The following is a 22,154-nucleotide window of genomic DNA, read 5'->3' as shown; positions in this document are numbered from 1 at the left end:
AAGCCCGGATCAGGGCTGCTCGGTCGCCTTCGCCTGCGGCGTGGGCACTGCGTCCTTGCTGGTCAGCGCGACCGCCGGCGGCCCCTTCTGGATCGCGGCGGCCAGCTTGCCGACCGGAGCGCAATCGGCCTTGCACAGCTTCTGCGCCTGCGCCAGCACTTCCTTCGCCCGCGCGACCGCACCCTTTTCCATCATAGCCTCGCCCTGCCCGGCGAGCGCCGTGACGTCGGTCGGATCGAGCAGCAGCGCTTCCTTGTAGAGGCGGATCGCCTTGCCCTGAAGCCCTTGCGCCCGGGCGACTTCGGCCAGTTCGACATAGGCCGTCCGGTTGCGGGGATCGACCGCCAGCGCGCTTTCCAGCGCGTCGGTAGCACCCTGGAGATTGCCCGCCTTGCGCGCCGCCTCACCCGCCTTCTGCCATTCGATCGACTGCGGACTGATCTGGCTATCCGGCTTCTGGCTCAACCCCATGCTGGAAACGGTGGTCAGGACGGCAGCAAGGGCAATCGAGGCAGGGGTGAAACGCATTATGATCTCCAGCCATGTTTCAGGCGCTGATTCCGACCAAGTGTCGCGATTTTGCGCGGCCTTGTCCATGCTCTGTTTTCAAGCCCCCCGCTTGAGCCGCGCGAAATAGAAGCCGTCGCTGCCGTCATGTCCGGGCGTCAGCAGCAGCCCCGCACCATGGCGCCGCCCGACCGGCAGGTCTATCGGTTCCGCCTCCCAACCGGCATGGCGGCTGAGGAAGGCGTTCACCTGATCGCGCCCTTCCCGGTCGGTCAGCGCACAGGTGGCATAGACTAGCACGCCCCCCGGCGCGAGCAAGGGCGCGGCAAAATCGAGAATCCGAGCCTGCTCGGCAACCAGCCGGTTCAGGCGCGCGGGTGTCAGGCGCCAGCGCGCTTCGGGATTGCGCCGCCAGGTGCCGGTGCCCGAACAGGGCGCATCGACCAGCACGACATCCGCCCGGCCTTGCAGCGTTTCCAGACCGCGCGCCTCATGACTCTGATCCAGCAGCAGCGTCTCGATGAAGGTCGCACCCGCTCGCTCGGCACGCGGCTCCAGCCGGGCGAGGCGCGAACGGATGGTGTCAGCAGCCAGCAACCGCCCCTGCCCCTCCATCGCGGCGGCGAGCGCCAGCGTCTTGCCGCCCGCCCCCGCGCACATGTCGACGACCGTCATACCCGGCCGCGCGCCACAGGCCGCCGCGATCCACTGGCTACCGGCGTCCTGCACCTCGACCAGACCGTCCTTCCACGCCGCACTCTGCTCGACCGGCCAGCCTTCCGGCAGGCGCAGCCCATCAGCCAGACCCGCAATCGGCGCGGCTTCGGGCAGCATGGGCGCGGCATCGGCCGGCGCCGCCTTCAACCGATTGACGCGCAGATCGACCGGGGCGCGGCCCAGCAGCGCGTCCTGCTCCACGGGCGCGGCCAGCAGCGGTCGGAGCCAGCCAGGCACCGCACCCGCCGACACGCCGACCTCGCCCGGCTCGATCGGCAGCGGCGCATGGGCGGAGCCATCGAACAGCGCGGCGATCTGCGGCCGCTCCTGCGCCAGCCCGATCATCGCTTCGCGCCCCGTCTCCGGCCGTTCCGCGACCCGGCGGATGGCATCATAGACATGGTCGCGCACCGCCCGCCGGTCGCGCGAGCCGGCATAGCGCCGTTCCTTGAAATAGCGGGCGATCAGCGTGTCGGCCGCCGGACCGCCATCGCGCGCCGACGCGATGATGGCGTCGAGCAGGTCGATCGCGGCCTGGATGCGGGCGGATGGGGTCATCTATACCTTCCCCCCTCCCTGGAAGGGAAGGGAATGGAGAAGCGCTTTACCGCGTCGGATAGTTGGGCGCTTCCCGCGTGATCGTCACGTCATGCACATGGCTTTCGGACAGGCCGGCATTGGTGATCTGGACGAAGCGGGCGCGCTCCTGGAGATCCTTGATCGTGCGGCTGCCGGTATAACCCATCGCCGCCTTCACGCCACCCACCAGCTGGTGGATGACATCCTTGGCCGGCCCCTTGAACGGCACCTGGCCTTCGATCCCTTCGGGCACCAGCTTCATCTGGTCCTTGATGTCGGCCTGGAAATAGCGGTCGGCCGAACCGCGCGCCATCGCTCCGACGCTGCCCATGCCACGATAGCTCTTGTAGGCGCGCCCCTGGTAGAGGAAGGTTTCGCCCGGCGCTTCGGCCGTTCCCGCCAGCAACGATCCGACCATGACGCAGCCTGCGCCCGCCGCCAGCGCCTTCGCCACGTCGCCCGACGTGCGCAGGCCGCCATCGGCGATCACCGGCACGCCATGCTTCGCGGCTTCATTGGCGGAATCCATGACGGCGGTGAGCTGCGGCACGCCAACGCCCGCGACGACGCGGGTGGTGCAGATGGAGCCGGGACCGATGCCGACCTTCACGCAGTCCGCGCCCGCGTCGATCAGCGCCTTGGTCGCCTCGGCGGTGGCGACATTGCCGGCGACCACCTGAACATGGTTGGACAGTTTCTTGACCGCTTCGACCGCGACCGCCACCTGCCTGCTGTGGCCATGGGCGGTGTCGATGACGATCAGGTCGCATTCCGCGTCGATCAACGCCTTGCTGCGCTCCAGCCCCTTTTCGCCCACGGTGGAGGCGGCGGCGACGCGCAGCCGGCCGGAAACATCCTTGGTCGCCTGCGGATAGGTGACGGCCTTCTCGATATCCTTGACGGTGATCAGGCCGACGCAGTGATAGGCATCGTCCACCACCAGCAGCTTTTCGATTCGGCGCTGGTGCAGCAGCCGCTGCGCCTCTTCCTGATCGACGCCGACCTTGACCGTGGCGAGGTTATCCTTGGTCATCAGCTCGCTGACCGGCTGGGACGGATTTTCGGCGAAGCGGGTGTCGCGATGGGTCAGGATGCCGACCAGCTTGCCGTTCGCCTCCACCACCGGGATGCCGCTGATCTTGTGGCGCTGCATCAGCATCTGCGCGTCGGCCAGCGTGGCGCTCGGCAAAATGGTGATGGGGTTCACCACCATGCCGCTCTCGAACCGCTTGACCGCGCGTACCGCGTCCGCCTGTTCCTCAACCGTCAGGTTGCGATGCAGCACGCCGATCCCGCCCAGCTGCGCCATGACGATCGCCATGTCGGCCTCCGTCACCGTGTCCATCGCCGACGACAGGATCGGGATATTCAGCTTGATCGCCTTGGTCACATGGGTCGATGTGTCCGCCTGGCTGGGCAGCACATCGGATTCGGCGGGCTGCAACAGCACGTCGTCAAAGGTGAGGCCGAGGCGGATATCCATGGAAAAAGCCACTTTCTGCTACGCGGGCCGAACTGAGGGAAACCGGGCCGCTGGGGGATTTGTGGCGGCCCATGTAACCACTTCGTGTCGGAACGGCCAGACCCCAAGCGGGATTTTCTTGCGCTGGATCGCGAACTCGATTTCGCCCCGACGAAAGAAGGGCGCAGCCATCGGCCACGCCCTTCTTCGCTCAACTCTTGCGCTCCTTACGCCCCGGCGGGGGAAGGATCGCCGAACGGCCCCTTGCGCTTGCGCGTGCGGGGGATGGAGGAACCCGCCGCCGGGATCACCGAAGGCTTGATCGTCGTGCCGTCATCGCGGGTGATCTCGCCCTTGTCGAGCAGCGTCTTGATCTCCTCGCCCGACAGCGTCTCATATTCCAGCATCGCATTGGCCAGCAGGTGCAGCTGATCCTCATGACCCTTCAGCACTTCCTGCGCACGGGCATAGCCCTGCTCCACCAGGCCGCGAATTTCCTTGTCGATCAGCTTCGCCGTTTCGTCCGACATATGGACGCGCTGGCTCTGCGAATAGCCCAGGAACGTCTCACCCTGCTGCTCCTCATATTGCAGCGGACCCAGCTTGTCGGACATGCCCCATTGCGTGACCATGTCGCGCGCCAGCTTGGTGGCATACTGGATGTCGCCCGAAGCGCCGCTCGACACCTTGTCATAGCCGAAGATGATCTCCTCGGCGACGCGCCCGCCCATGGCGACGGCCATGTTCGCGTGCATCTTGTCGCGGTGATAGCTGTAGCTGTCCCGTTCCGGCAGGCGCATTACCATGCCCAGCGCGCGACCACGCGGGATGATCGTAGCCTTGTGGATCGGGTCGGACGCCGGTTCATGGACCGCGACGATGGCATGGCCCGCCTCATGATAGGCGGTCATCTTCTTCTCATCGTCGGTCATGACCATGGAGCGACGCTCGCTGCCCATCATCACCTTGTCCTTGGCCGCCTCGAACTCGTCCATGGCGACCAGACGCTTGCCGCGGCGGGCGGCCATCAGCGCGGCTTCGTTGACCAGGTTGGCGAGGTCGGCACCCGAGAAGCCGGGCGTACCGCGCGCGATGGTGCGCGGATTGACGTCCGGCGCCAGCGGCACCTTCTTCATGTGGACGGCCAGGATCTTCTCGCGGCCCTCGATGTCGGGGCGCGGCACCACCACCTGGCGGTCGAAGCGGCCCGGACGCAGCAGCGCGGGATCCAGCACGTCGGGGCGGTTGGTCGCCGCGACGATGATGATGCCCTCATTCGCCTCGAAGCCATCCATTTCGACCAGTAGCTGGTTCAGCGTCTGCTCGCGCTCGTCATTGCCGTTGCCCAGGCCAGCGCCGCGATGACGGCCAACCGCGTCGATTTCGTCGATGAAAACGATGCAGGGCGCGTTCTTCTTCGCCTGCTCGAACATGTCGCGGACACGGCTGGCGCCGACGCCCACGAACATCTCGACGAAATCCGAACCCGAAATAGTGAAGAAGGGAACGCCCGCCTCCCCCGCGATCGCGCGGGCCAGCAGCGTCTTGCCGGTACCGGGCGAACCGACCAGCAGCGCGCCCTTGGGAATCTTGCCGCCCAGCCGCGCAAACTTGGTCGGGTCCTTCAGGAACTCGACGATTTCCTGCAATTCCTCGCGCGCCTCGTCGATGCCGGCGACGTCGTCGAACGTCACCTTGCCATGTTTCTCGGTAAGCAGCTTGGCCTTCGACTTGCCGAAGCCCATCGCGCCGCCCGCGCCGCCGCCCTTCTGCATCTGGCGCAGCACGAAGAAGGCGATGCCCAGGATCAGCAGGAACGGCAGCGATTGATAGAGGATGATCTGCCAGAAGCTCGGCCCCTGCTCGGCCTGGCCCGAATATTTGACGTTATAGTCGTCGAGCAGGCCGGTCAGGCCCGGATCGCTGACGGGCAGGGTCGTGAACTTCTGGCCGCTCGACAATGTGCCGGAAATCTTATCCGCCGCGATAGCGACGTCCTTGACCTGCCCTTCCTGCACCTTGGCGCGGAATTCGGAATAGGCGATCTCGCTGCCGGCCGCGCCCACCGGGCGGTCGAACATGGACACGAACAGCAACAGGGCGACGATCACGCCGGCCCAAATCATCGCGCTCTTGATCCAGGGGTTGCCCTGCGGGTCTTTATCGTCGTTCATCATCACTCTCTTTCACCCGCCAAGATAGGGAGCGCCCGCAAAAGCGCAAGCGGATGCGCGCGGGGGTCAGCCGCCCAATATGGCGGACGTCGCAATATAGCCCAGGGCGATCGCCGCCCCGGCCGACAGGCCGCACAGCAGATAGCCCATGTAGAGCAGCAGCGGCGGATGCGGCTGCCTCAACCGGTGGTTCCGTTGCGCTGCCGAAAGGATCACACTCGCCAGCAGACCGTAGGTGAGAGCCGCAAATTCCATCATTCGTCCGAAAATCCCCGCATGAACAGGGCTCCGATTAACCATGGCGGGCGTTAAGAAAACATCATTGCACTGCAACAAAGCGGTCAGCCGTGAGAGTCGCGCGCCCGGCCGTGGAACCTTTCCGTAACGATCAGCGACGCGGCGGCGCGGGCGTCAACATCCAGCCGTTCTCGCCCTTGAGCAGCCATGCCCCGAGACTCGCCTGCCCCCCGCCCGTCGCGGCCGCGATCGCCCGGTCCAGCGCGTCGCCGCGCGGCGGCGGCGCGTCCGGCGCGGCCCGCTCCAGCATCAGCAGCACCAGTCGCCGCAGATATTCGCGCGGCAGGTCGGTCCGGTCCAGCCGATAACCCGCTCCCTCGGCACGCACATGGCACCGGGCGAGATCAGCAAGCGACCATTCGAGCGCCGCCTCCGCCTCCGCCAGCGCCGCGGCACTGCGGGCTACGGCCTCCGCGTCCAACCAGTCCGCCCCCGCCAGCGCGGACCGGATCACCGCCCGGTCGAAACGCGGATCTGCATTGGACGGGTCATGGACATGGGGGACATTCTCCGCCTCCACCAGCGCCTGCAACGCCGCCTTGCGCACGCCAAGCAGCGGCCGGATCACGCGTCCGGCCCGTCCCCGCACGCCCGCCAGCCCGCCGACCCCCGACCCCCGATTCAGCCGCATGACCATGGTTTCCAACTGGTCGTCGGCATGATGGGCGGTCATGACCCAGTCGATGCCCCGCTCCTGGCGCCACGCCTCGATGCGCGCGTAACGCTGCCCTCGCGCCCAGGCCTGCACATTGCCCGCCACGGGCGCATCAGGCGCCAAGATGCTGTGATCGATGCCCTGGGCGGCACACCATCGCCCGACCATCGCCGCCTCCGCCGCCGAGTCCACGCGCAGCCCATGGTCCAGCGTCACCGCCGCGACCCGCCCTGGAAAGGCGCAGGCGGCGAGAAACAGCAGCGCCATGCTGTCCGGCCCGCCGGATACGGCGATGCCGTATAGCGCCGCCGGATCGGCCACGCCCAGCGCCTCGACCGCCGCGATCAGCCGGGCTTCCAGCGCCGCCCGGCCGTGGCGCCTGTTCAGCTGCACTTCGCCTTGACGCGGCCCTTGTCCATCATGCCGCGCTGGCTGGCCGACAGGCTCGACCCATAGACCTGCTCCAGTTCCTGATAGACCTTGCAGGCGTCGGCCGGCTTCTTGAGCTGGATCAGCGCCTCGCCCAGATAGGCCAGGCTGTCGGCGGCACGGTCACCGCGCGGACGCTTCTGGTAATTTTCGTAAAAGGCAACTGAGGCCAGCGCGGGCTTGCCGTCATCCAGATAGGCGCGGCCCAGCAGGTTGGCGGCGCGGCTGCCGACCGACGTGTCGCCATATTTGTCCACCGTAGCCTTCAGCTGCGCCTGCGCTTCGGGATAGAATTTCGCGTCCCAGAGACGGAAGCCATAGCTATAGGCATCGCCTGCCGCATCGCCGCTATTGGGCCGCTCGATCGCCGCGACGGCGGCCTTGCGCTCCTCGCTTGCGGCGGCGGGTGCCGCCGCCGGCCGCGTTGCGGGCCTTGCCGCGACCGGCTCGGACGGTGCGGGCGCCGCCACGGTCGGACGCATCGCGGGCGGCGCTTCCGGCGCCGTCAGGCGACTGTCCGTCTCGGCCTTATATTTGTTGAACGCCTCTTCCAGCTGGCGCAGCTTGAAGCTGTTTTCCTCGACCTGGCCCGTGATCGCGGCAAGCTGCGATTCCAGCGCGCCCACGCGGGCGGTCAGGTCGGCGATCGGCGTGCTGGCCGGCGTCCCCGGCGTGACCATGGGCGTCGCCGGGCGGGTGATTTCCGCCTCCAGCGGCGCACCGGCGGGAAAGACCTTGCGCTGGACCGCCCGCATTTCCTTCTCCAGCCGATCGACCCGCACCTCCACCGCGCCACTCTGGGCGGTCGCGGGCACCGCGATCGAAAGCAGCGCGCCCCCTAGCAATGCTGAGGTCGCGAAAAAGGCGTGACGCATGATGATCCCCGACAATGAATTCGCAATAACCATAAGCCGTTATTCCGCGCCGTAAAGCGCGACATTCGGGCAGGCCGGCGGTGGGCCGGCGACGACCGGCTCAGTTGGCCGCAGTGGCGCCCGGCTGCGGCACGGCGGGCGCGGGCTGCGCCGGGGCCGGCACCGGCGCGCCGCCGACGGGGCGCGTCGCGGTGGGCTGGGCCGCCACTGCCCCTGCGCCAGCGGCCCGCGCCAGCAGCGCCTCGGCGCTCACCGGCACGTCGGCGATGGTGCGGTCCGCCTGACCCAGCGGCGGCACAGGCTTGCCGCCGACCGTGACGCCCAATGCCTGCGGCCGTCCTGTCAGGATCATCGGGTTGCGCGCAGCGGCCGGCAGGGTGAAGCTCTCACCTTTTTTCATCAGCCCGTCCTTCAGGCGTTCGCCCGCTTCGTCATAAATGCGCAGCCACACGTCATCGACGGCGGTGAAGACGACGGTCTGCGCCACCGGCGCCGCCGGCGCCGCGCCCGCCGGACGGGCGGCGACGGGCTTGGCCTGTTCCTGCGCGGCGATTTCCTCGCTGATCGGCGGCGTGAACATCTGGGTGCGCCAGATCATGAAACCGGCGATCAGCAGGACGACGATGGCCGCCGCCGTCCAGGCCAGCGCACGGGAAGGAACGCGCGCCGGATCGAGCGGCTCGAACGCCTCATAGCGATTGGCGCCCAGATCCGATCCATGCACGGCGTTGCGGACCTCCGCCGCGATCATCACTTCGTCCACGCCCACCGCGCGGGCATAGGCGCGGGCGAATCCGACGGCATAGGGAATGCCGGGCAGCGCCGCATAATCGTCCCGCTCGACAGCCTCCAGCTGACGCTGCGCGATCCGGGTGCGCGTCGCCACATCCTGGATCGAGAGACCCTGCACATCGCGCGCCGCGCGCAGCTTCGCGCCCGGGGTCGCGGGTTGCACATCCTGCGCCTGCACCGCGCCGGTTTCGACTTCTGGATCTTCTGCCATGCTGCTCCGCGACCTGTGATGGTCGGCCTTGTCTCATTGCGGGACGTGCGTTGTCAACGCCGCTCCCGCCGCCTCAGTTCAGTTCGATGCCCCGTTCGACCGCCCATCCGGTCAGCCTTTCGCGAATGTCCCGTGCGCCGCTGTCCAGCAGCTCGCGCATCAGCGCCTGCACCTCGCTGGCGTCGACCGCGCGGATCATCGCCTTGACCGGCCCGACCGACGCGGGGGTGATCGACAGGCGGCGGATGCCGAGACCGACGAGCGCCATGGCTTCGAGCGTCCGCCCGCCCATCTCGCCGCACACGCCCACCGGCACCTTATATTCCACACAGGTCCGCACGACCCGATCGAGGAAGCGCAATATGGCGATGCTCAGCCAGTCGTAGCGCTCCGCCAGCTTGGGATGGGCGCGGTCGGCGGCGAACAGGAACTGTGTCAGGTCGTTGGTGCCGATCGAAAGGAAATCGACGCGCGGCAGCAATATGTCGAGCACCTCGGCCAGCGCCGGCACTTCCAGCATCGCGCCATAGCGGACCGCGATCGGCAGCTTCTTCTTCTGCGCGTGCAGCCATTCGCGCTGATGCTCGACCAGCGCGCGCGCCTCCTCATATTCCCATGGCTCCGACACCATCGGGAACATGACGTTCAACACCTTGCCCGCGCTCGCCTCCAGCAACGCGCGGGCCTGGGCCTTCATCAGCCCGTCCCGGTCGAGCGCCAGCCGCAGCGCGCGCCAGCCCATCGCCGGGTTGTCCTCCAGTTCCTCGTCGCCGTCGCGCGTCATGTAGGGCAGCGCCTTGTCGCCGCCGATGTCGACGGTACGGAAGATGACCGGGCGGTCGCCCGCCGCATCCAGCACATCCTTGTAGAGCCGCTGCTGCTTTTCCCGCTGCGGCAGGGTAGCCGACACCAGGAACTGGAATTCGGTGCGGAACAGGCCAATGCCGTCCGCCCCGACCAGGTCCAGCGCCTGCGCATCTTCGCGCAGCCCGGCATTGACCATGAGTTCCACCCGCTGCCCATCGGTCGTGACAGAGGGCAGGTCGCGCATCGCGGCAAATTCGGCACGGCGCTTCTGCGTCACGTGCAGCTTGTTCTCGAACGCCTCGTCCATGTCGGCGCTGGGCCGGATCAGCAGCGTATTTTCCGCCACGTCCATCAGGATGAGGTCGCCCTCGTTCAACTGGTGGCGCACGTCGCGCACCCGCCCCAGAACCGGCACGCCCATGGCGCGCGCGACGATGGTGACATGCGCAGTCAACGATCCTTCCTCCAGGATTACGCCCTTCAGCCGCCGCCGGTCATATTCCAGCAGCTCCGCCGGCCCCAGGTTACGCGCGATGAGAATGGCGTCCTGCCGCAGGCCCATCTGCGCCGCCGTGCCCAGCTGGCCCGACACGATCCGCAGCAGGCGGTTCGCCATGTCCTCCAGATCGTGCATCCGGTCGCTCAGCAGGGGGTCGTCGATCTGGCGCATCCGCATCCGCGTGCGCTGCTGCACGCGTTCGATCGCCGCCTCGGCGGTCAGACCGCTGTCGATCGCCTCGTTGATCCGCCGGATCCACCCCTCGTCATAGGCGAACATCTTGTAGGTTTCGAGCACCTCCTGATGCTCGCCCTCGGTACCGAACTCGGCCGCGCCGGTCATGCGGTCGATCTGCTCGCGCATCTTGGTGAAGGCGGAAATGACCCGCGCCCGCTCCGCCTCCGTATCCTCCGCCACGGTATGTTCGATATGGACGCGCGGCTGGTGGAACACCGCATGGCCGCGCGCCATGCCCATCACCAGTTGCAACCCGTGCAGCATGGTGGTTCCCGTTTCCGCCACGCGAGAATCGGCCGGGCCGTCATCGGCCAGTTCGGCATTGGCGATCAGTTCCGACAGCACCATGGCGACCGTCTGCAACGCCTCGATCTCGACCTCTTCATAACGACGCGGCTCGACATGCTGCACGCACAGGACGCCGATGGCGCGCTCGCGGCGAACGATCGGTACGCCCGCGAAGCTGTGGAACAGCTCCTCGCCCGTTTCGGGGCGGTAGCTATAGTCGGGGTGCGACGCCGCCTCGTCCAGGTTCAGCGTCTCGACATTGGTGGCGATCAGACCGACCAGACCCTCGCCCATCGCCATGCGGGTGACATGGACCGCCTCCTGCTTGAGGCCGCGCGTCGCGAACAGCTCCAGTACGCCCTCGCGCACAAGATAGATGGAGCAGACCTCGCTCGACAGCGACTGGCCGATGATCTCCACCACCTTGTTCAGCTTCGCCTGCGCGCTGGTGCGCGACGCCATCACTTCCTGCAGGCGGATGAGGATCTGGCGGGCGGCGGCGGCGGGGGTGCTGGGCATATCGCTGCGCTATCAGATACAAGGGTCGCTTTCCAAGGTCGGGGCGCAAAAAAGTTGCGCGGAATTGCCGCCATTTGGCCTTTGCCGGGCATTTCCATGGCGGAAACATTCTGTACATTCGTCCAGCAGCGTGAAGAGTCTTTTGCAGAGGCTCGCAGGGAGACAGGGACCATGGCGACGCAACCCGATACCGCATTTGAACAGGATCTTCTCGACCGCGGCTATTCGCGCCGCCAGCTGGCGAAGGCAGCCGCGCTGATCGGCGCAGCCACCGCCACCATCCGGGTCGGCGGCGCCGCCGCCCAGCAGGCGGCCAAGCCCGTCGCCGGCGCCGTCCGCATCGGTGCCAACGAATGCTGGACCGGCCCCTTCCCCGTGGCCGCCGAAGCCGCGTTCAAGCTGGTGACGGAGGGCAATCGCTACGAACCGGACAATGAGCATCAGAAGCTGTTCGACGCCGTTTCGGCGGCCGAGGGCATTCCCGCCGACCGCGTGGTCGCCTGGCCCGGCTCGTCCGATCCGCTCAGCCGCGTCGCCGTCGCCTACGCCTCGCCCACGCGCGGCATCGTGACTGCCGACCCCACCTACGAAGCCATCTGGCGCACCGGCGCCTGGATCGGCGCCAAGGTGACGAAAGTGCCGCTGACCAAGGATTACGCCCATGACGTGAAGGCGATGCTGGCGGCCGACCCCAATGCGGGCGTCTATTATATCTGCTCGCCCAACAACCCGACCGGGACCATCACCCCGCTGGCGGACATCGAATGGCTGGCCAACAACAAGCCCAAGGATTCGATCCTGGTGGTCGATGAAGCCTATATCCACTGGTATGACGGCCCCAACGCCGCGAAGCTGGCGGCGACGCGCGATGACGTGATGATCCTGCGCACTTTTTCCAAGCTGTTCGGCATGGCCGGGATGCGCCTTGGCCTCACCTTCGCGTCGCCGACGCTGATGGAAAAGATGATGCGCTATGATGGCGGTCAGGTGACGGCAATGCTGCCGATGACCGCCGTCGCCTGCGGCACCGTGTCGGTCGCGCAGGCCGATCTCATCAAGGCGCGCCGCGCCGAGATGGTGGCCGCGCGCGACAAGGCCGTCAGCCACCTCAAGGCGAAGGGGATCAAGGTCATCCCCGGTAGCCAGGCCAATATGTTCATGGTCGACTGGGGCAAGCCCGCCAAGCCGATGCTGGAAGCCATCCTCGCCGCCAACGTGCAGATCGGCCGCAGCTGGCCGATCTGGCCCAATGTCTCGCGCGTCTCGGTCGGCTCGATGGAGGAAATGGAGGCCTTCAACGCGGCGGTGGACAAGGTCTGGAAGGCCTGATCGCCTTGTTTTGAAAATGCGCGGAAGATCGCATTTTTGACGGCGCGATTTTCCCAAGGAAAATTACCAAAAAGCAGGCGGCGCATTGCGGAAATGTGCCGCCGCTTCGTTTCTCCCAATGACTGACGCCATCGCAGGACAGGGGACGGACGACATGACCATGATGCTGAACAAGGATGCCAGGGACGACCTGATCGAACGCGGCTATTCCCGCCGCCAGCTTGCGGAAATCACCGCGCTGGTGGGCGCGGGCGTCGCCGCCAGCACGCTGCTCCCCGCCGCCGCGCTGGCACAGCAGCAGGCCGGGCGCGGAATCAAGGGCGCGGTACGCATCGGCGCCAACGAATGCTGGACCGGTCCCTTCCCCTCGGGCGTGCAGGCCGCCGCCGAAGCGGCCTCTTTCGGCAACTGGTATGATCCCGACAATTATCGGGGCGACCTCATCAAGACCGTCGCCGCGGTCGAGGGCATTCCCGAGGCGCAGGTCATGCCCTGGCCCGGCTCGGGCGGTCCGCTGGTCAGCATCGTCGCAGCCTATTGCTCGCCGACCAAGGGGCTGGTGACCGCCGACCCGACCTTCGAGTCCGCATGGCGCACCGCCGACTATATGAAGGCTCCCATCGCCAAGGCGCCCCAGGCGATCGGCAAGGGCCACGACGTGAAGGCCATGCTGGCCGCCAATCCGAACGCGGGCCTCTATTATATCTGCACGCCCAACAACCCGACCGGCACCATCACCCCGCTGGCGGACATCAAGTGGTTGCTGGACAACAAGCCGGCCGATGCGATGCTGCTGGTCGACGAAGCCTATATCCACTTCTCTGAAGCGCCCAGCGCCGCCACGCTGATCGGCAACCGCAAGGACATTATCGTCATGCGGACCTTCTCCAAGCTGTTCGGCATGGCGGGCGTGCGCCTCGGCCTCACCTTCGCCGATCCCGAAGTGCAGAAGCGCATCATGCTGTTCGGCCCGGCGGCCGGCGGTCTCGCCATCACCGCGATGCATTGCGGCAACGCGGTCTACAAGGAAGCCGCGCTCATCAAGGCGCGCCGCGAGGAAATGATCGCCAACCGCGACGAAACCATCGCCTATCTCGCCAAGAAGGGCATCGAGGTTCAGCCCGGCAGCCAGGCCAATATGTTCATGGTCGACTGGAAGAAGCCCGCAAAGGACATGCAGGCCGCCCTGCTCGCTGCACCGGAAAAGGTGCAGATCGGCCGCAGCTGGGCCATCTGGCCCACCGTGTCACGCGTGACGGTGGGTTCGGCCGACGACATGGCCAAATTCCGCGCCGCCGTGGACAAGGTCTACAAGGCGTAAATCCCGCATCCTCATCCCAGGCAGAAGGGGCGTCCGGGCAACCGGGCGCCCCTTCCATGTCCAGGGGAATGCACCATCGTCAATTCAGGGCTTCCTCCTCGGTAAGCAGCCCGATCCCGAGGGCCAGCGTCTGGTTGCGACCGTTGAACAGCCGGTTATTGTCCTGCGCCGCCGTCTCCAGCTTGCGGATCTGCCGGAAATAGCTGCCCTGATCCTTCGCGAAGAGGACGGTTGCGACATATTTCTGGCTCGGGCCCAGGCCGGCCGGCAGGGGATGCAGCGAACTGATCCTGGCGACGCCCTTCAACGCGGCATTGTCGAGCTGGCGCGACCCGGATGATCGGAGCAGCGTGACGCCCGCCGGCGTCCCCTTGTCGCTGCACACGAATTTCACCGCGACGACCCCTTCCTGCGGACCGCTCGCGATATCGGGATAGGTCAGGTTCCGGGACAGCATATGCCCGGTACGCTGCGTCCATTTTTCCAGCGTCTGCTGCTGGGCGGTGACGTTGATGTCGCTATGTGGATCGGCTCCTGCCACCCCATGGATCGGCGCCATCGCCAATATGGGTGACATCAGCATAAGCGTTAACGGTTTCATGATCGATCTCCTGCCTGAGGATGATCGGCCGGTTGCGTGAGGGCTGGCGCGATGAATGGCGTCTAGTCGGCCCGCTTGCGGTCGATGGCATGGGTGCCACTCCATGTGAGGTTGGGCTACCAAAACTGAGCGAATATGACAAAGGTATAATATTTCGCATAATCTTAAATTCTTGAAACGCATAATTTATAAAATATTATTTTAATGTTTTACAGTTGTAATACACTGTTTCCGTTTCTTCATCGCAATGAATATGCGCCGACTCACCCTCCTCATCGTCCGATCGCGCAACCGGAGCAAAGGCGGAGAGGCAGCTGGTAAATGACATCGACCCCATATATGGAATGGCGATCTACAAAGTGGAAGGGATGGACATTGAGGGGCAAGGGCATCTGGCTGGCGGCGATCTTCCCGATGCTGGCGGCGGCGCAATCGCCCGATGCTGCGCCGCCGCGCTGGATCGATGCCACAACCGGCCACCGCATCGTCCGGATCGATGACCGCCCCGGCAATTACGCCCTCTATTTCAACTATAATCCCTTCACCCCCGACGGGAAGCGCATGGTCTATCTGACGCCGGAGGGCATCCGCGTCGCGGACACCAGCGACTGGACCACCCGGCTGCTCCTCCGGGAGAAGGTCGACCGCCTGCTCTTCGTCGGCAACCGCGCGCCGGTCGCCTATTATACCACCAACCCGACCGGTGGCACCGACAATGAAGGCCCGTCGGTGGTCTGGTCGGTCGATCTCGACACCGGCAAGCGCCGTCGCATCGCCGATCTGCCCGGTGGCCGGATCGAGGCGATCAATGCGGACGACAACCTGCTCGCCGGCCATTATGAACTGGCACCACCCCCGCCCGCCATCGCCGCGCAGGGCAAGCGCGATCCCAGGACCGGATCGCCCGGCTATAGCGGCACCGGGACGGACGGCCGCCCCCTCTCCTTCGCTGAAGCCAAGGCGCGATGGATGGACGCCCGCCTCGCAGCGGGCGTGCCGATGGAAATCTTCACCATCGACATCCGCACCGGCGTGCGGCGCAGCGTCACCCGATCGAAGGACTGGCTCAACCATGTCCAGTTCTCGCCGACCGACCCCTCGCTGCTCATGTATTGCCATGAAGGACCGTGGCAACAGGTCGACCGCATCTGGACCATCCGCACAGACGGTAGCCAGAAGACCAGGGTCCACCAGCGCAGCTTCCAGGGCGAGATTGCCGGACACGAATATTGGGCGCCCAACGGCCGCACCATCTGGTACGACCTGATCCAGCCGCAAGGGGTGCGCTGGCTCGCCGGCCATGATGTGGTCAGCGGCGCACGCCGCTGGTATGCGCTCCGCCCGGATCAGGGGAGCTATCATTTCAGCTCCGCGCCCGATGGCCGCAGCTTTTCCGGCGACGGCGGCAATGATGGCAAATATATCAGCCTCTTCCATCCCCGTCCCGATGACAGCCCCCGCGCCCGCACCACGCTCGAGGCGGATCGACTGATCGCAACCGGCACTCTGGAAACCGAACGCCTCGCCGACCTGTCGAGGCATGATTACACGCTAGAACCCAACCAGCATTTCACGCCCGACGGCAAATGGCTGGTCTATCGCAGCAATATCGAGGGCAAACCCGCCATCTACGCGGTGGAGGTGGCGAAGGCGCGGTGACAGCCGGCTTCCGGCCGCAGCGAGCGCAGTCGAGAAGCGATTAGCCACGCCGGCCGTTGCTCGACTACGCCCGAAACGAACGGAACTGGTCCAGCTAGGCGCTCGCCGCCGACGTCTCGCTGAGCGCCTTGAACTGCGCCATCATCTGGTCCCAGCCGGGATGGAATCCCATCTTCTCATGCCGCGCCCTGGCCTCCGCGTCCCAGTGGCGTGCGGTGGCGGTGAAGCGCGTTCCTTCCCCTTCGTCGGCAAAGCTCCAGATCGCGGTCATGAACGGGGTCTGGGGCACCCAGCCCGCCGCATAGGCGTCCGTCGTGACGACCCTTTCGCCCGGCAAGACCTCCAGGAAGACGCCCTCCATCGGCCCGGTCTCCTCGCCATCCGGGCCGAACATCTGCACCGCGCTGCGCCCGCCGGGGCGCAGATCCTCCTCGATCACCTCGGCGCGCCACGGCTTGGGACAGAACCATTCGTCCTTCAGGTCCGTCCACACCTTCCAGCAGATCGCGCGCGGGGCGGCGACATGGCAGGTGACGGATAGTTCATGCTCTGTGCTGCTCATGCGGCCCTCCCCTCGAATGCGGCCTGCATCGCGGCGGTGTCCAGCTTCCGCATCGTCATCATCACCTGCATCATCCGCGCAATGCCTGCCTTGTCGTCCGTCCGGTAATTGGCCATGATCTGCCGCGTCACCAACTGCCAGCACAGTCCATATTTGTCCGTCACCCAGCCGCACGGGCCGTCCTTGCCGCCATCGGCGGTCAGGGCATCGAAATAGCGGTCCAGCTCCGCCTGATCCTCGCACGCCACCGACAGCGATATCGCTTCGTCGAAGCTGAATTGAGGCCCGCCGTTCAGCGCCTGATAGCTTTGCCCGAACAGGGTGAACTCGACCAGCAGCACGCTGCCGCCCGGCAACGGCGATGGAGAGGGATTGTGTTCGGGATAATGGCTGACATGGTCCACCGACCCGCCGAAGACGGACACATAGAAACGCGCCGCCTCCTCGGCCTGGCCGTCGAACCACAGACAAGGAGAAATCCTGTCCATCACGCCTCTCCCTGATCCTGACGCATCCCGACCAGCGCGAACATCGCGCCTTGCGGGTCGGTCGCCTGGATGATCCACGCACCGCCGGGCACTTCCATAGGGCCGTTCAGAACCTGGCCGCCGCCCGCCGTTACCCGCTCGACCGCCGCATCGATGTCGTTCACGACGAAATAGAAGAGCCAGAGCGGCACGGGCATCATCGGCGGCACGGGCATGACGCCGCCGGTCATGCTCTGGAAATCGCTGCCGCCGGTCTGGGAAATGAGCTGATAGCTGCCCATTTCGCCCATATCCATGGCTTCGCCCCTCGTCCAGCCGAACTGGCCGGTGTAGAAGGTCATGTCCGCATCGAAATCGCCGCTGTAGAGTTCATGCCAGCCGACATGGCCGGACGCCATCGGCGGCGGCGCATCCATGCCATCCGGGCTGGCGCCCTTGAGCAGCATGAACACCGCTCCGCCGGGATCGCTCATCACCGCGAAGCGCCCGACGCCCGATATGTCCTCAGGCGGCCTCTTCACGCTGCCCCCCGCCGCGCTCAGCCGCGCGACGTCGCCATCCACGTCGGCAGACCCGACATAGCCACCCCACCAGGGCGTCATGCCGCAGTCCTTCGCTTCGGCCGGAATCGCCATCACCCCGCCCAGTTGCCCGGCGCTGCCGGAAACGACATGATAGGGTTCGGCCAGATCGCCGCCGAAGGGCGCGCTGGTCCAGCCCAGCACATCGCCATAAAAGGCCAGCGCGGCCTGCGGGTCGCTGGTCATCAACTCATACCAGAAGAATTTGCCGGAAAAGTCGGTCATCGTCTTTCTCCTGCAACAGGTGTCAGGCTTTCGCGTCGAGCAGCACCTCGAAGCCGCCATAGATGAGCCGCGCGCCGGAAAAGGGCATGTCTTCGCCCTCCTTGGGCTGCATCCGGGGATCGTTCATGACCTTTTCCGCGCCCGCGTCGCGGGTCGCCTTGTCGGGCCATTCGACCCAAGAAAAGACAACTTCCTCATCCGCCTCGGCAATCACGGCGGTGCGGAAATCATTGACCTTGCCGGGCTTGATGTCGTCGGCCCAGCATTCCACCACGCGCGTCGCGCCATGCTCGATGAAGATCGGCGCGGCGTAGGCCGCCACCTCCCGATAGCGTTCCTTGTTACCCTTGGGCACCGGAATCACGAAACCGTCCATATAGGCCATCGTCTCTCTCCTCATTCTTGTTTCACATTTCGGCGGACCGTCCCGAGGCCAGCGCCGCCGCCATGTCCATCCACGCCACTTCCCAGATATGGCCGTCCAGGTCCGCGAAACTACGGCCGTACATGAAGCCATGATCCTGCCGTGGGTTCGGTTCGGTGCCGCCAGCCGCAAGCGCGCTTTCCACGGTCGCATCCACCGCCTCGCGGCTCGTCTCGCTCAATGCGAGCAGCACCTGTGCGGTTTCATGCGCGTCGGGAATCTTGCGCGGCGTGAAGCCCTGGAAGCGCTCCCGCGTCAGCAGCATCACGTGGATGCTCTCGGAAAAGCTCATCATCTGCGTGCTCTCGTCGGCGAAATCCTGGTTTGGCGCCGCGCCAACCGCCGCATAGAAGGCGATGGAGGCGCCCAGATCACCGACCGGCAGATTGACGAAAATCATCTTCGGAGCGGGTTCGGTCGCCATCGCACTTCTCCTCGGAATATTATCGGTCGCAGGCGCCTTCCTCGGGCCACGCGACTCACGGCTTGAACTTTCTGCGCCTATTGATTATTTTATGCAACATCTACGTTAGAAAAGATAACCAATGAGTCCGCCACCCAGAAAACGTGCCTATCAGGACGGATGCGCCGTCGCCCATGCGCTGGACATTATCGGCGATCGCTGGGCTATGCCGATCATGCGCGAACTGATGCTCGGCCCCAAGCGTTTCACCGACCTGCGCGCCGGCCTGCCCGGAATCAGCGCCAATGTGCTGACGCAAAGACTGGAGGATCTGGAAGCCGCCAGCATCCTCATCCGCCGTCGCCTGCCCCCGCCCGCCGCCAGCCAGATCTACGAACTGACCGACTGGGGCCGCGAGTCGGAGATCCTGTTTCAGGTGCTGGGCCGATGGGCCTGCCGCTCGCCCACCATGGAGCCCGGCAAGCCGATGAGCCAGGTTTCGGTGATCCTGTCGATGCGTACGATGATCGACCGCGGCCGGATCGGTGACATGGACGCCAGCTTGGGCTTTCGTTTTGGGGAGGAGGAATTTCGCGCGACACTCAAGGATGGCGATTTCCTGATCGACCGGGGCGCCGCGGCCGGCGCAGACGCGATCGTCAGCGGCGACCAGAATGCGCTGGCCGCGGTTCTCTATGGTGGCGCGCGCTATCAGGATGTGGCGGAGGCGCTGACGGTCGAAGGCGACAGGGGGCTGGCGGAACGTTTCGCCACCCTCTTCCCGCTGCCCCCCAAGGCGCCCGACATGCTCAATGGGCCGCCGTCAGCTTCATGAGCACCAGCCCCGACAGGATCAGCCCCGCCGCGACCAGCCGCGCGGGGCTGATCGCCTCGCCCAGGAAAACGACACCGACCGCGAAAGCGCCCAGCGCGCCGATCCCAGTCCAGATCATATAGGCCGTCCCCAGCGGCAGGCTGCGCATCGCCAGCGACAGCAGACCGAAACTCGCGATCATCGCACCCAGGGTAATCAGGCTGGGCGCCAGCCGCGTGAACCCCTGCGACTGCTTCATCGCAAAGGCCCATACGATTTCCAGCAGACCGGCAAAAAACAACGCGATCCAGGCCATGACGGCTCTCCTTCCACAAGAGAGCCGGGCCGTCCCGGACTTATACCCATGACTGGGGGAGGACGTGGCCTCGCTTGCCGAATTCCATGCCCGTTCGGCCCATCGCCTAGTTGGGAAAGCTGTCGAAGCCCTGCCTGTTCTTAAAACAAGGATGGCCCTTCGACAAGCTCAGGACGAACGGAACTGAGAAGGCGGCGCGTCTCTCAATGCGCCCCGTTCAGAATCCCGAACACCTGCGCGAACTCGCCCCGCTTCGTCGCCTCGCTGAGGAATCTCACCCGCTCGACATGGATTTCCGCGGGCGTCGGCTCCTGCCGCAGCAGCGCCATCGTCTCGGCCATGAATTCCGCCAGTGGCATCATCTGGTCGTTTTCGGCATGGCCCGGCATCAGATCTGTCTGCACGCCGGGCGGAACGATCTCGACGACCTCCACGCTCGTGTCCTTCAATTGCTCGCGCATCGAAAGGGACCAGCTGTGGATCGCCGCCTTCGTGGCGCTGTAGGTCGGCGTCGCCGCCAGGGGCACGAAGGCGAGTCCTGACGACACGGTCAGGATGGTCGCAGCCGGCCGCGCCTCCAGATGTGGCAGCAGCGCATGGGCGAGGCGGATCGGTCCCAGCAAATTGGTCGCGATCGTCGCCTCCGCGATGTCGAGGTCGATCTTCTCCTCGGCCACCATGATGCCGGCGTTGAGCAGCACCGCGTCGAGGGCAGGGAAGTCGGCGACCAATTGGCTCGCGAACGCCGTGATCGCCGCCGGATCGGCCATGTCCAGCACCATTGCTGCCATGCCGGGGTGCGCCGCCACGACCGCGTCCAGCGCTCCTCGCCGCCGCCCGGCGATGATCACCTGATTGCCCGCGGCATGAAATTCATGCGCCAGCGCCGCGCCGATGCCCGAACCGCCGCCGGTGATGAGAATGGTCTTGCCTGTGGATTGCATGGGTCAACTCCTTCGGTTGGCTTTGACGACACCCTAAACTTATGCTCTCTTTTGGAAAGTAAGCACCATAAAGTGCCGTACTCACCTGAGGGTAAGAAATGACAAATCTGCTCGAAAATCGATTCCGTGCCGACGACATCGCGCAGGCTGAACGACATCTGGCGACGGAATCCCCCACCGACATCGACCCGCGCGTCGAGCGACTCGTCAACGAGCTGATCGGCCGCATCGCCGACAAATGGACCCTGCTGGTGCTGGAATTGCTGGAGGAGAAGGGCACGCTCCGCTTCACCGAGATCGGCCGGCAGGTCGAAGGCATCAGCCAGAAGATGCTGACGCAGACGCTGCGGCACATGGAACGCGACGGGCTGCTGACCCGCACCGTCCATCCGGTCGTTCCGCCGCGCGTCGACTATGCCCTGACCCCGCTCGGCAACAGCCTCAGCGCCGCCTTCTGCGGCGTCTGGGTCTGGGCCGAGCGCCATCGGGAGACGGTGGAAGCCGCACGCGCCGCCTTCGACGCGCGCGACTGATCCCCCGCGCCTACTCCGACGGCGTCGGCAGCGGCTGCACCATCAGCCTCGGCGCGGCGCCCGGCAGGGTCGGCACCACTGGCGGCGGACCGGACAGCGATGGGGCGGGCGTGGCCGGCGCATCGGCCGGCGGCGGCGGCGCCTTTTCCAACGCGGTCGTGTAGCTGGGCGACCAGCCGCCTGGCGGCGGCGCCTCGCCCGGCGGCACGGGCGGCGGCGGCAGCGGAGTGGGCGACACCACCACCGTCACCGTCCCGCCGAAGCGCGACTGCCATTCGGCCAGCCGGCGCAGATAGTCCGCATAGGCGGCGTAAAATTCCTGATAGGGCTTTTCCAGCTCCTTCAGCGCCTCGGGCGCATAGGCCAGCAAGGCGCCGGACGGCATCGCCAGGATCTTCGTGCCAACGGCCGTCGCCACCGGGCAGAAGCTCTTGATGACTGGCGGCAGGGCGAAGAAATTATAGACGATGGTATTGAGCTGCTCGCGCGAACCCACGCCCGCCCGGCCATAGGCGACCTTGTAGTTGCGGTCGACGGCTGCGTTCGCATCGGTCAACACCGCCTTATGCACGGTCAATATCTGGTTATACTGGAGGCGCGCGGTGCTGCCATAGCGTTCGCAGTTCAGCGCCGCGACGTTTAGCGCCATGCGGACGTGCCACAGCGCGGTATTGGACGTCACCTTCCGGTTGGGCGTCAGATAGGCGCCCTCTTCGTCCTTCGTCGGCAGGCTCATCCCTTCCGCCGCATTGTTGGGCGGCGTGGGACGGATAGTCGGGACGACCGGCGGTGGCGGCGCGGGCGGCGGCGGTGGCGGCTTGGGGGTCGAGCAAGCCGCCAGCACAACCAGCGACACAAGGGAAATTCGCCCAAGAAAACGGCGCGTTACGGACATCAAATTCTCCG

23 protein-coding genes are annotated in these 22,154 nt (G+C 65.9%); 5 read left to right on the top strand and 18 right to left on the bottom strand.

Annotated features, from left to right (window positions below):
* Positions 1 to 9 precede the first annotated feature (9 nt).
* The 9 genes from K3M67_RS02375 to ptsP all read right to left on the bottom strand — a co-directional run bounded on the left by K3M67_RS02375 (position 10) and on the right by ptsP (position 11,048).
* Entirely contained in the window at positions 10 to 528 is a 519-nt protein-coding gene (locus K3M67_RS02375; protein WP_066860535.1) for a tetratricopeptide repeat protein, read from the bottom strand.
* A 78-nt stretch (positions 529 to 606) separates the two neighbouring features.
* Positions 607 to 1,782: an RsmB/NOP family class I SAM-dependent RNA methyltransferase gene (locus tag K3M67_RS02370; RefSeq protein WP_285832154.1), complete on the bottom strand. Its 1,176-nt coding sequence runs from the start codon at positions 1,780 to 1,782 to the stop codon at positions 607 to 609.
* Positions 1,783 to 1,828: 46 nt separating this feature from the next.
* A complete protein-coding gene (gene guaB, locus K3M67_RS02365; protein ID WP_066860082.1) occupies positions 1,829 to 3,286 on the bottom strand; it encodes an IMP dehydrogenase in 1,458 nt (485 codons plus the stop codon).
* A gap of 206 nt (positions 3,287 to 3,492) precedes the next feature.
* Positions 3,493 to 5,439, bottom strand: coding sequence for an ATP-dependent zinc metalloprotease FtsH (ftsH, locus tag K3M67_RS02360; RefSeq protein WP_066860538.1), 1,947 nt, complete (start codon positions 5,437 to 5,439; stop codon positions 3,493 to 3,495).
* Between the two features lie 66 nt (positions 5,440 to 5,505).
* A complete protein-coding gene (locus tag K3M67_RS02355) occupies positions 5,506 to 5,697 on the bottom strand; it encodes a hypothetical protein (RefSeq protein WP_066860085.1) in 192 nt (63 codons plus the stop codon).
* 130 nt (positions 5,698 to 5,827) lie between these two features.
* Positions 5,828 to 6,778, bottom strand: coding sequence for a tRNA lysidine(34) synthetase TilS (gene tilS / locus K3M67_RS02350; RefSeq protein ID WP_502958899.1), 951 nt, complete (start codon positions 6,776 to 6,778; stop codon positions 5,828 to 5,830).
* Positions 6,775 to 7,695: a tol-pal system YbgF family protein gene (locus tag K3M67_RS02345; protein WP_285832152.1), complete on the bottom strand. Its 921-nt coding sequence runs from the start codon at positions 7,693 to 7,695 to the stop codon at positions 6,775 to 6,777. Before K3M67_RS02345 ends, tilS begins: the two co-directional genes overlap by 4 nt.
* Before the next feature lie 100 nt (positions 7,696 to 7,795).
* Positions 7,796 to 8,698: a helix-turn-helix domain-containing protein gene (locus tag K3M67_RS02340; RefSeq protein WP_285832151.1), complete on the bottom strand. Its 903-nt coding sequence runs from the start codon at positions 8,696 to 8,698 to the stop codon at positions 7,796 to 7,798.
* A gap of 73 nt (positions 8,699 to 8,771) precedes the next feature.
* On the bottom strand, positions 8,772 to 11,048 hold the full coding sequence (gene ptsP, locus K3M67_RS02335) for a phosphoenolpyruvate--protein phosphotransferase (protein ID WP_066860094.1): 2,277 nt from the start codon (positions 11,046 to 11,048) through the stop codon (positions 8,772 to 8,774).
* A gap of 171 nt (positions 11,049 to 11,219) precedes the next feature.
* On the opposite strand from ptsP, the gene K3M67_RS02330 reads away from it, so the two are divergent.
* Together K3M67_RS02330 and K3M67_RS02325 are read left to right on the top strand one after the other, a co-directional pair.
* Entirely contained in the window at positions 11,220 to 12,377 is a 1,158-nt protein-coding gene (locus K3M67_RS02330) for a pyridoxal phosphate-dependent aminotransferase (protein ID WP_285832150.1), read from the top strand.
* Positions 12,378 to 12,531: 154 nt separating this feature from the next.
* Positions 12,532 to 13,698, top strand: coding sequence for a pyridoxal phosphate-dependent aminotransferase (locus K3M67_RS02325; RefSeq protein WP_066860543.1), 1,167 nt, complete (start codon positions 12,532 to 12,534; stop codon positions 13,696 to 13,698).
* A gap of 79 nt (positions 13,699 to 13,777) precedes the next feature.
* On the opposite strand, the gene K3M67_RS02320 is transcribed toward K3M67_RS02325, so the two are convergent.
* Positions 13,778 to 14,299, bottom strand: a complete 522-nt coding sequence (locus K3M67_RS02320) for an energy transducer TonB family protein (protein ID WP_285832149.1) — start codon at positions 14,297 to 14,299, stop codon at positions 13,778 to 13,780.
* Positions 14,300 to 14,674: 375 nt separating this feature from the next.
* Here K3M67_RS02320 and K3M67_RS02315 point away from each other — a divergent pair, with 375 nt between their 5' ends.
* Positions 14,675 to 15,958: an oligogalacturonate lyase family protein gene (locus tag K3M67_RS02315; RefSeq protein WP_285832148.1), complete on the top strand. Its 1,284-nt coding sequence runs from the start codon at positions 14,675 to 14,677 to the stop codon at positions 15,956 to 15,958.
* Positions 15,959 to 16,052: 94 nt separating this feature from the next.
* Here the strand turns inward: K3M67_RS02315 and K3M67_RS02310 are convergent, their stop codons facing one another.
* From K3M67_RS02310 to K3M67_RS02290, 5 genes are read right to left on the bottom strand one after another with little or no spacing between them, the layout of a single operon-like run.
* Positions 16,053 to 16,520, bottom strand: a complete 468-nt coding sequence (locus tag K3M67_RS02310; RefSeq protein ID WP_285832147.1) for an SRPBCC domain-containing protein — start codon at positions 16,518 to 16,520, stop codon at positions 16,053 to 16,055.
* Positions 16,517 to 17,008: a VOC family protein gene (locus tag K3M67_RS02305; protein WP_285832146.1), complete on the bottom strand. Its 492-nt coding sequence runs from the start codon at positions 17,006 to 17,008 to the stop codon at positions 16,517 to 16,519. Before K3M67_RS02305 ends, K3M67_RS02310 begins: the two co-directional genes overlap by 4 nt.
* Entirely contained in the window at positions 17,008 to 17,814 is an 807-nt protein-coding gene (locus K3M67_RS02300) for a VOC family protein (RefSeq protein ID WP_285832145.1), read from the bottom strand. Before K3M67_RS02300 ends, K3M67_RS02305 begins: the two co-directional genes overlap by 1 nt.
* A gap of 22 nt (positions 17,815 to 17,836) precedes the next feature.
* A complete protein-coding gene (locus K3M67_RS02295) occupies positions 17,837 to 18,199 on the bottom strand; it encodes a DUF1428 domain-containing protein (protein WP_066860110.1) in 363 nt (120 codons plus the stop codon).
* 22 nt (positions 18,200 to 18,221) lie between these two features.
* On the bottom strand, positions 18,222 to 18,662 hold the full coding sequence (locus K3M67_RS02290) for a VOC family protein (protein WP_066860112.1): 441 nt from the start codon (positions 18,660 to 18,662) through the stop codon (positions 18,222 to 18,224).
* A gap of 121 nt (positions 18,663 to 18,783) precedes the next feature.
* Between K3M67_RS02290 and K3M67_RS02285 the strand changes: the two genes are divergently transcribed.
* Positions 18,784 to 19,476 (top strand): winged helix-turn-helix transcriptional regulator, encoded by a 693-nt coding sequence (locus K3M67_RS02285; protein ID WP_066860114.1) that lies wholly within the window; start codon positions 18,784 to 18,786, stop codon positions 19,474 to 19,476.
* Here K3M67_RS02285 and K3M67_RS02280 read toward each other — a convergent pair.
* Both K3M67_RS02280 and K3M67_RS02275 read right to left on the bottom strand, forming a co-directional pair.
* On the bottom strand, positions 19,451 to 19,771 hold the full coding sequence (locus K3M67_RS02280) for a DMT family transporter (protein WP_066860117.1): 321 nt from the start codon (positions 19,769 to 19,771) through the stop codon (positions 19,451 to 19,453). The two genes, K3M67_RS02285 and K3M67_RS02280, sit on opposite strands and share 26 nt — an antisense overlap.
* 203 nt (positions 19,772 to 19,974) lie before the next feature.
* On the bottom strand, positions 19,975 to 20,715 hold the full coding sequence (locus tag K3M67_RS02275; RefSeq protein ID WP_285832144.1) for an SDR family oxidoreductase: 741 nt from the start codon (positions 20,713 to 20,715) through the stop codon (positions 19,975 to 19,977).
* A 98-nt stretch (positions 20,716 to 20,813) separates the two neighbouring features.
* Between K3M67_RS02275 and K3M67_RS02270 the strand changes: the two genes are divergently transcribed.
* Positions 20,814 to 21,248 carry a winged helix-turn-helix transcriptional regulator gene (locus K3M67_RS02270; protein ID WP_285832143.1) on the top strand — a complete coding sequence of 145 codons (435 nt, stop codon included), beginning with the start codon at positions 20,814 to 20,816 and terminating at the stop codon, positions 21,246 to 21,248.
* A gap of 10 nt (positions 21,249 to 21,258) precedes the next feature.
* Here K3M67_RS02270 and K3M67_RS02265 read toward each other — a convergent pair whose 3' ends face one another.
* A complete protein-coding gene (locus tag K3M67_RS02265) occupies positions 21,259 to 22,143 on the bottom strand; it encodes a hypothetical protein (protein ID WP_285832142.1) in 885 nt (294 codons plus the stop codon).
* Between the last annotated feature and the right edge of the window lie 11 nt (positions 22,144 to 22,154).

The sequence above is a fragment of the Sphingobium sp. V4 genome, assembly GCF_029590555.1.
In the GTDB taxonomy this organism is placed as follows: Bacteria; Pseudomonadota; Alphaproteobacteria; order Sphingomonadales; family Sphingomonadaceae; genus Sphingobium.
The sequence above is the reverse complement of the archived record's forward strand: the minus strand, read 5'-3'. Positions and strand labels throughout refer to the sequence as shown.

Coding starts and splice junctions, on each gene's coding strand:
- K3M67_RS02330 (WP_285832150.1), top strand. CDS start 11,220: ATGGCGACGCAACCCGATACCGCATTTGAACAGGATCTTCTCGACCGC.
- K3M67_RS02340 (WP_285832151.1), bottom strand. CDS start 8,698: ATGGCAGAAGATCCAGAAGTCGAAACCGGCGCGGTGCAGGCGCAGGAT.
- K3M67_RS02345 (WP_285832152.1), bottom strand. CDS start 7,695: ATGCGTCACGCCTTTTTCGCGACCTCAGCATTGCTAGGGGGCGCGCTG.
- K3M67_RS02305 (WP_285832146.1), bottom strand. CDS start 17,008: ATGGACAGGATTTCTCCTTGTCTGTGGTTCGACGGCCAGGCCGAGGAG.
- K3M67_RS02280 (WP_066860117.1), bottom strand. CDS start 19,771: ATGGCCTGGATCGCGTTGTTTTTTGCCGGTCTGCTGGAAATCGTATGG.
- K3M67_RS02290 (WP_066860112.1), bottom strand. CDS start 18,662: ATGGCGACCGAACCCGCTCCGAAGATGATTTTCGTCAATCTGCCGGTC.
- K3M67_RS02270 (WP_285832143.1), top strand. CDS start 20,814: ATGACAAATCTGCTCGAAAATCGATTCCGTGCCGACGACATCGCGCAG.
- K3M67_RS02295 (WP_066860110.1), bottom strand. CDS start 18,199: ATGGCCTATATGGACGGTTTCGTGATTCCGGTGCCCAAGGGTAACAAG.
- K3M67_RS02375 (WP_066860535.1), bottom strand. CDS start 528: ATGCGTTTCACCCCTGCCTCGATTGCCCTTGCTGCCGTCCTGACCACC.
- K3M67_RS02275 (WP_285832144.1), bottom strand. CDS start 20,715: ATGCAATCCACAGGCAAGACCATTCTCATCACCGGCGGCGGTTCGGGC.
- guaB (WP_066860082.1), bottom strand. CDS start 3,286: ATGGATATCCGCCTCGGCCTCACCTTTGACGACGTGCTGTTGCAGCCC.
- K3M67_RS02355 (WP_066860085.1), bottom strand. CDS start 5,697: ATGATGGAATTTGCGGCTCTCACCTACGGTCTGCTGGCGAGTGTGATC.
- K3M67_RS02300 (WP_285832145.1), bottom strand. CDS start 17,814: ATGACCGACTTTTCCGGCAAATTCTTCTGGTATGAGTTGATGACCAGC.
- K3M67_RS02370 (WP_285832154.1), bottom strand. CDS start 1,782: ATGACCCCATCCGCCCGCATCCAGGCCGCGATCGACCTGCTCGACGCC.
- K3M67_RS02285 (WP_066860114.1), top strand. CDS start 18,784: ATGAGTCCGCCACCCAGAAAACGTGCCTATCAGGACGGATGCGCCGTC.
- ftsH (WP_066860538.1), bottom strand. CDS start 5,439: ATGAACGACGATAAAGACCCGCAGGGCAACCCCTGGATCAAGAGCGCG.
- K3M67_RS02320 (WP_285832149.1), bottom strand. CDS start 14,299: ATGAAACCGTTAACGCTTATGCTGATGTCACCCATATTGGCGATGGCG.
- K3M67_RS02310 (WP_285832147.1), bottom strand. CDS start 16,520: ATGAGCAGCACAGAGCATGAACTATCCGTCACCTGCCATGTCGCCGCC.
- K3M67_RS02265 (WP_285832142.1), bottom strand. CDS start 22,143: ATGTCCGTAACGCGCCGTTTTCTTGGGCGAATTTCCCTTGTGTCGCTG.
- K3M67_RS02325 (WP_066860543.1), top strand. CDS start 12,532: ATGACCATGATGCTGAACAAGGATGCCAGGGACGACCTGATCGAACGC.
- ptsP (WP_066860094.1), bottom strand. CDS start 11,048: ATGCCCAGCACCCCCGCCGCCGCCGCCCGCCAGATCCTCATCCGCCTG.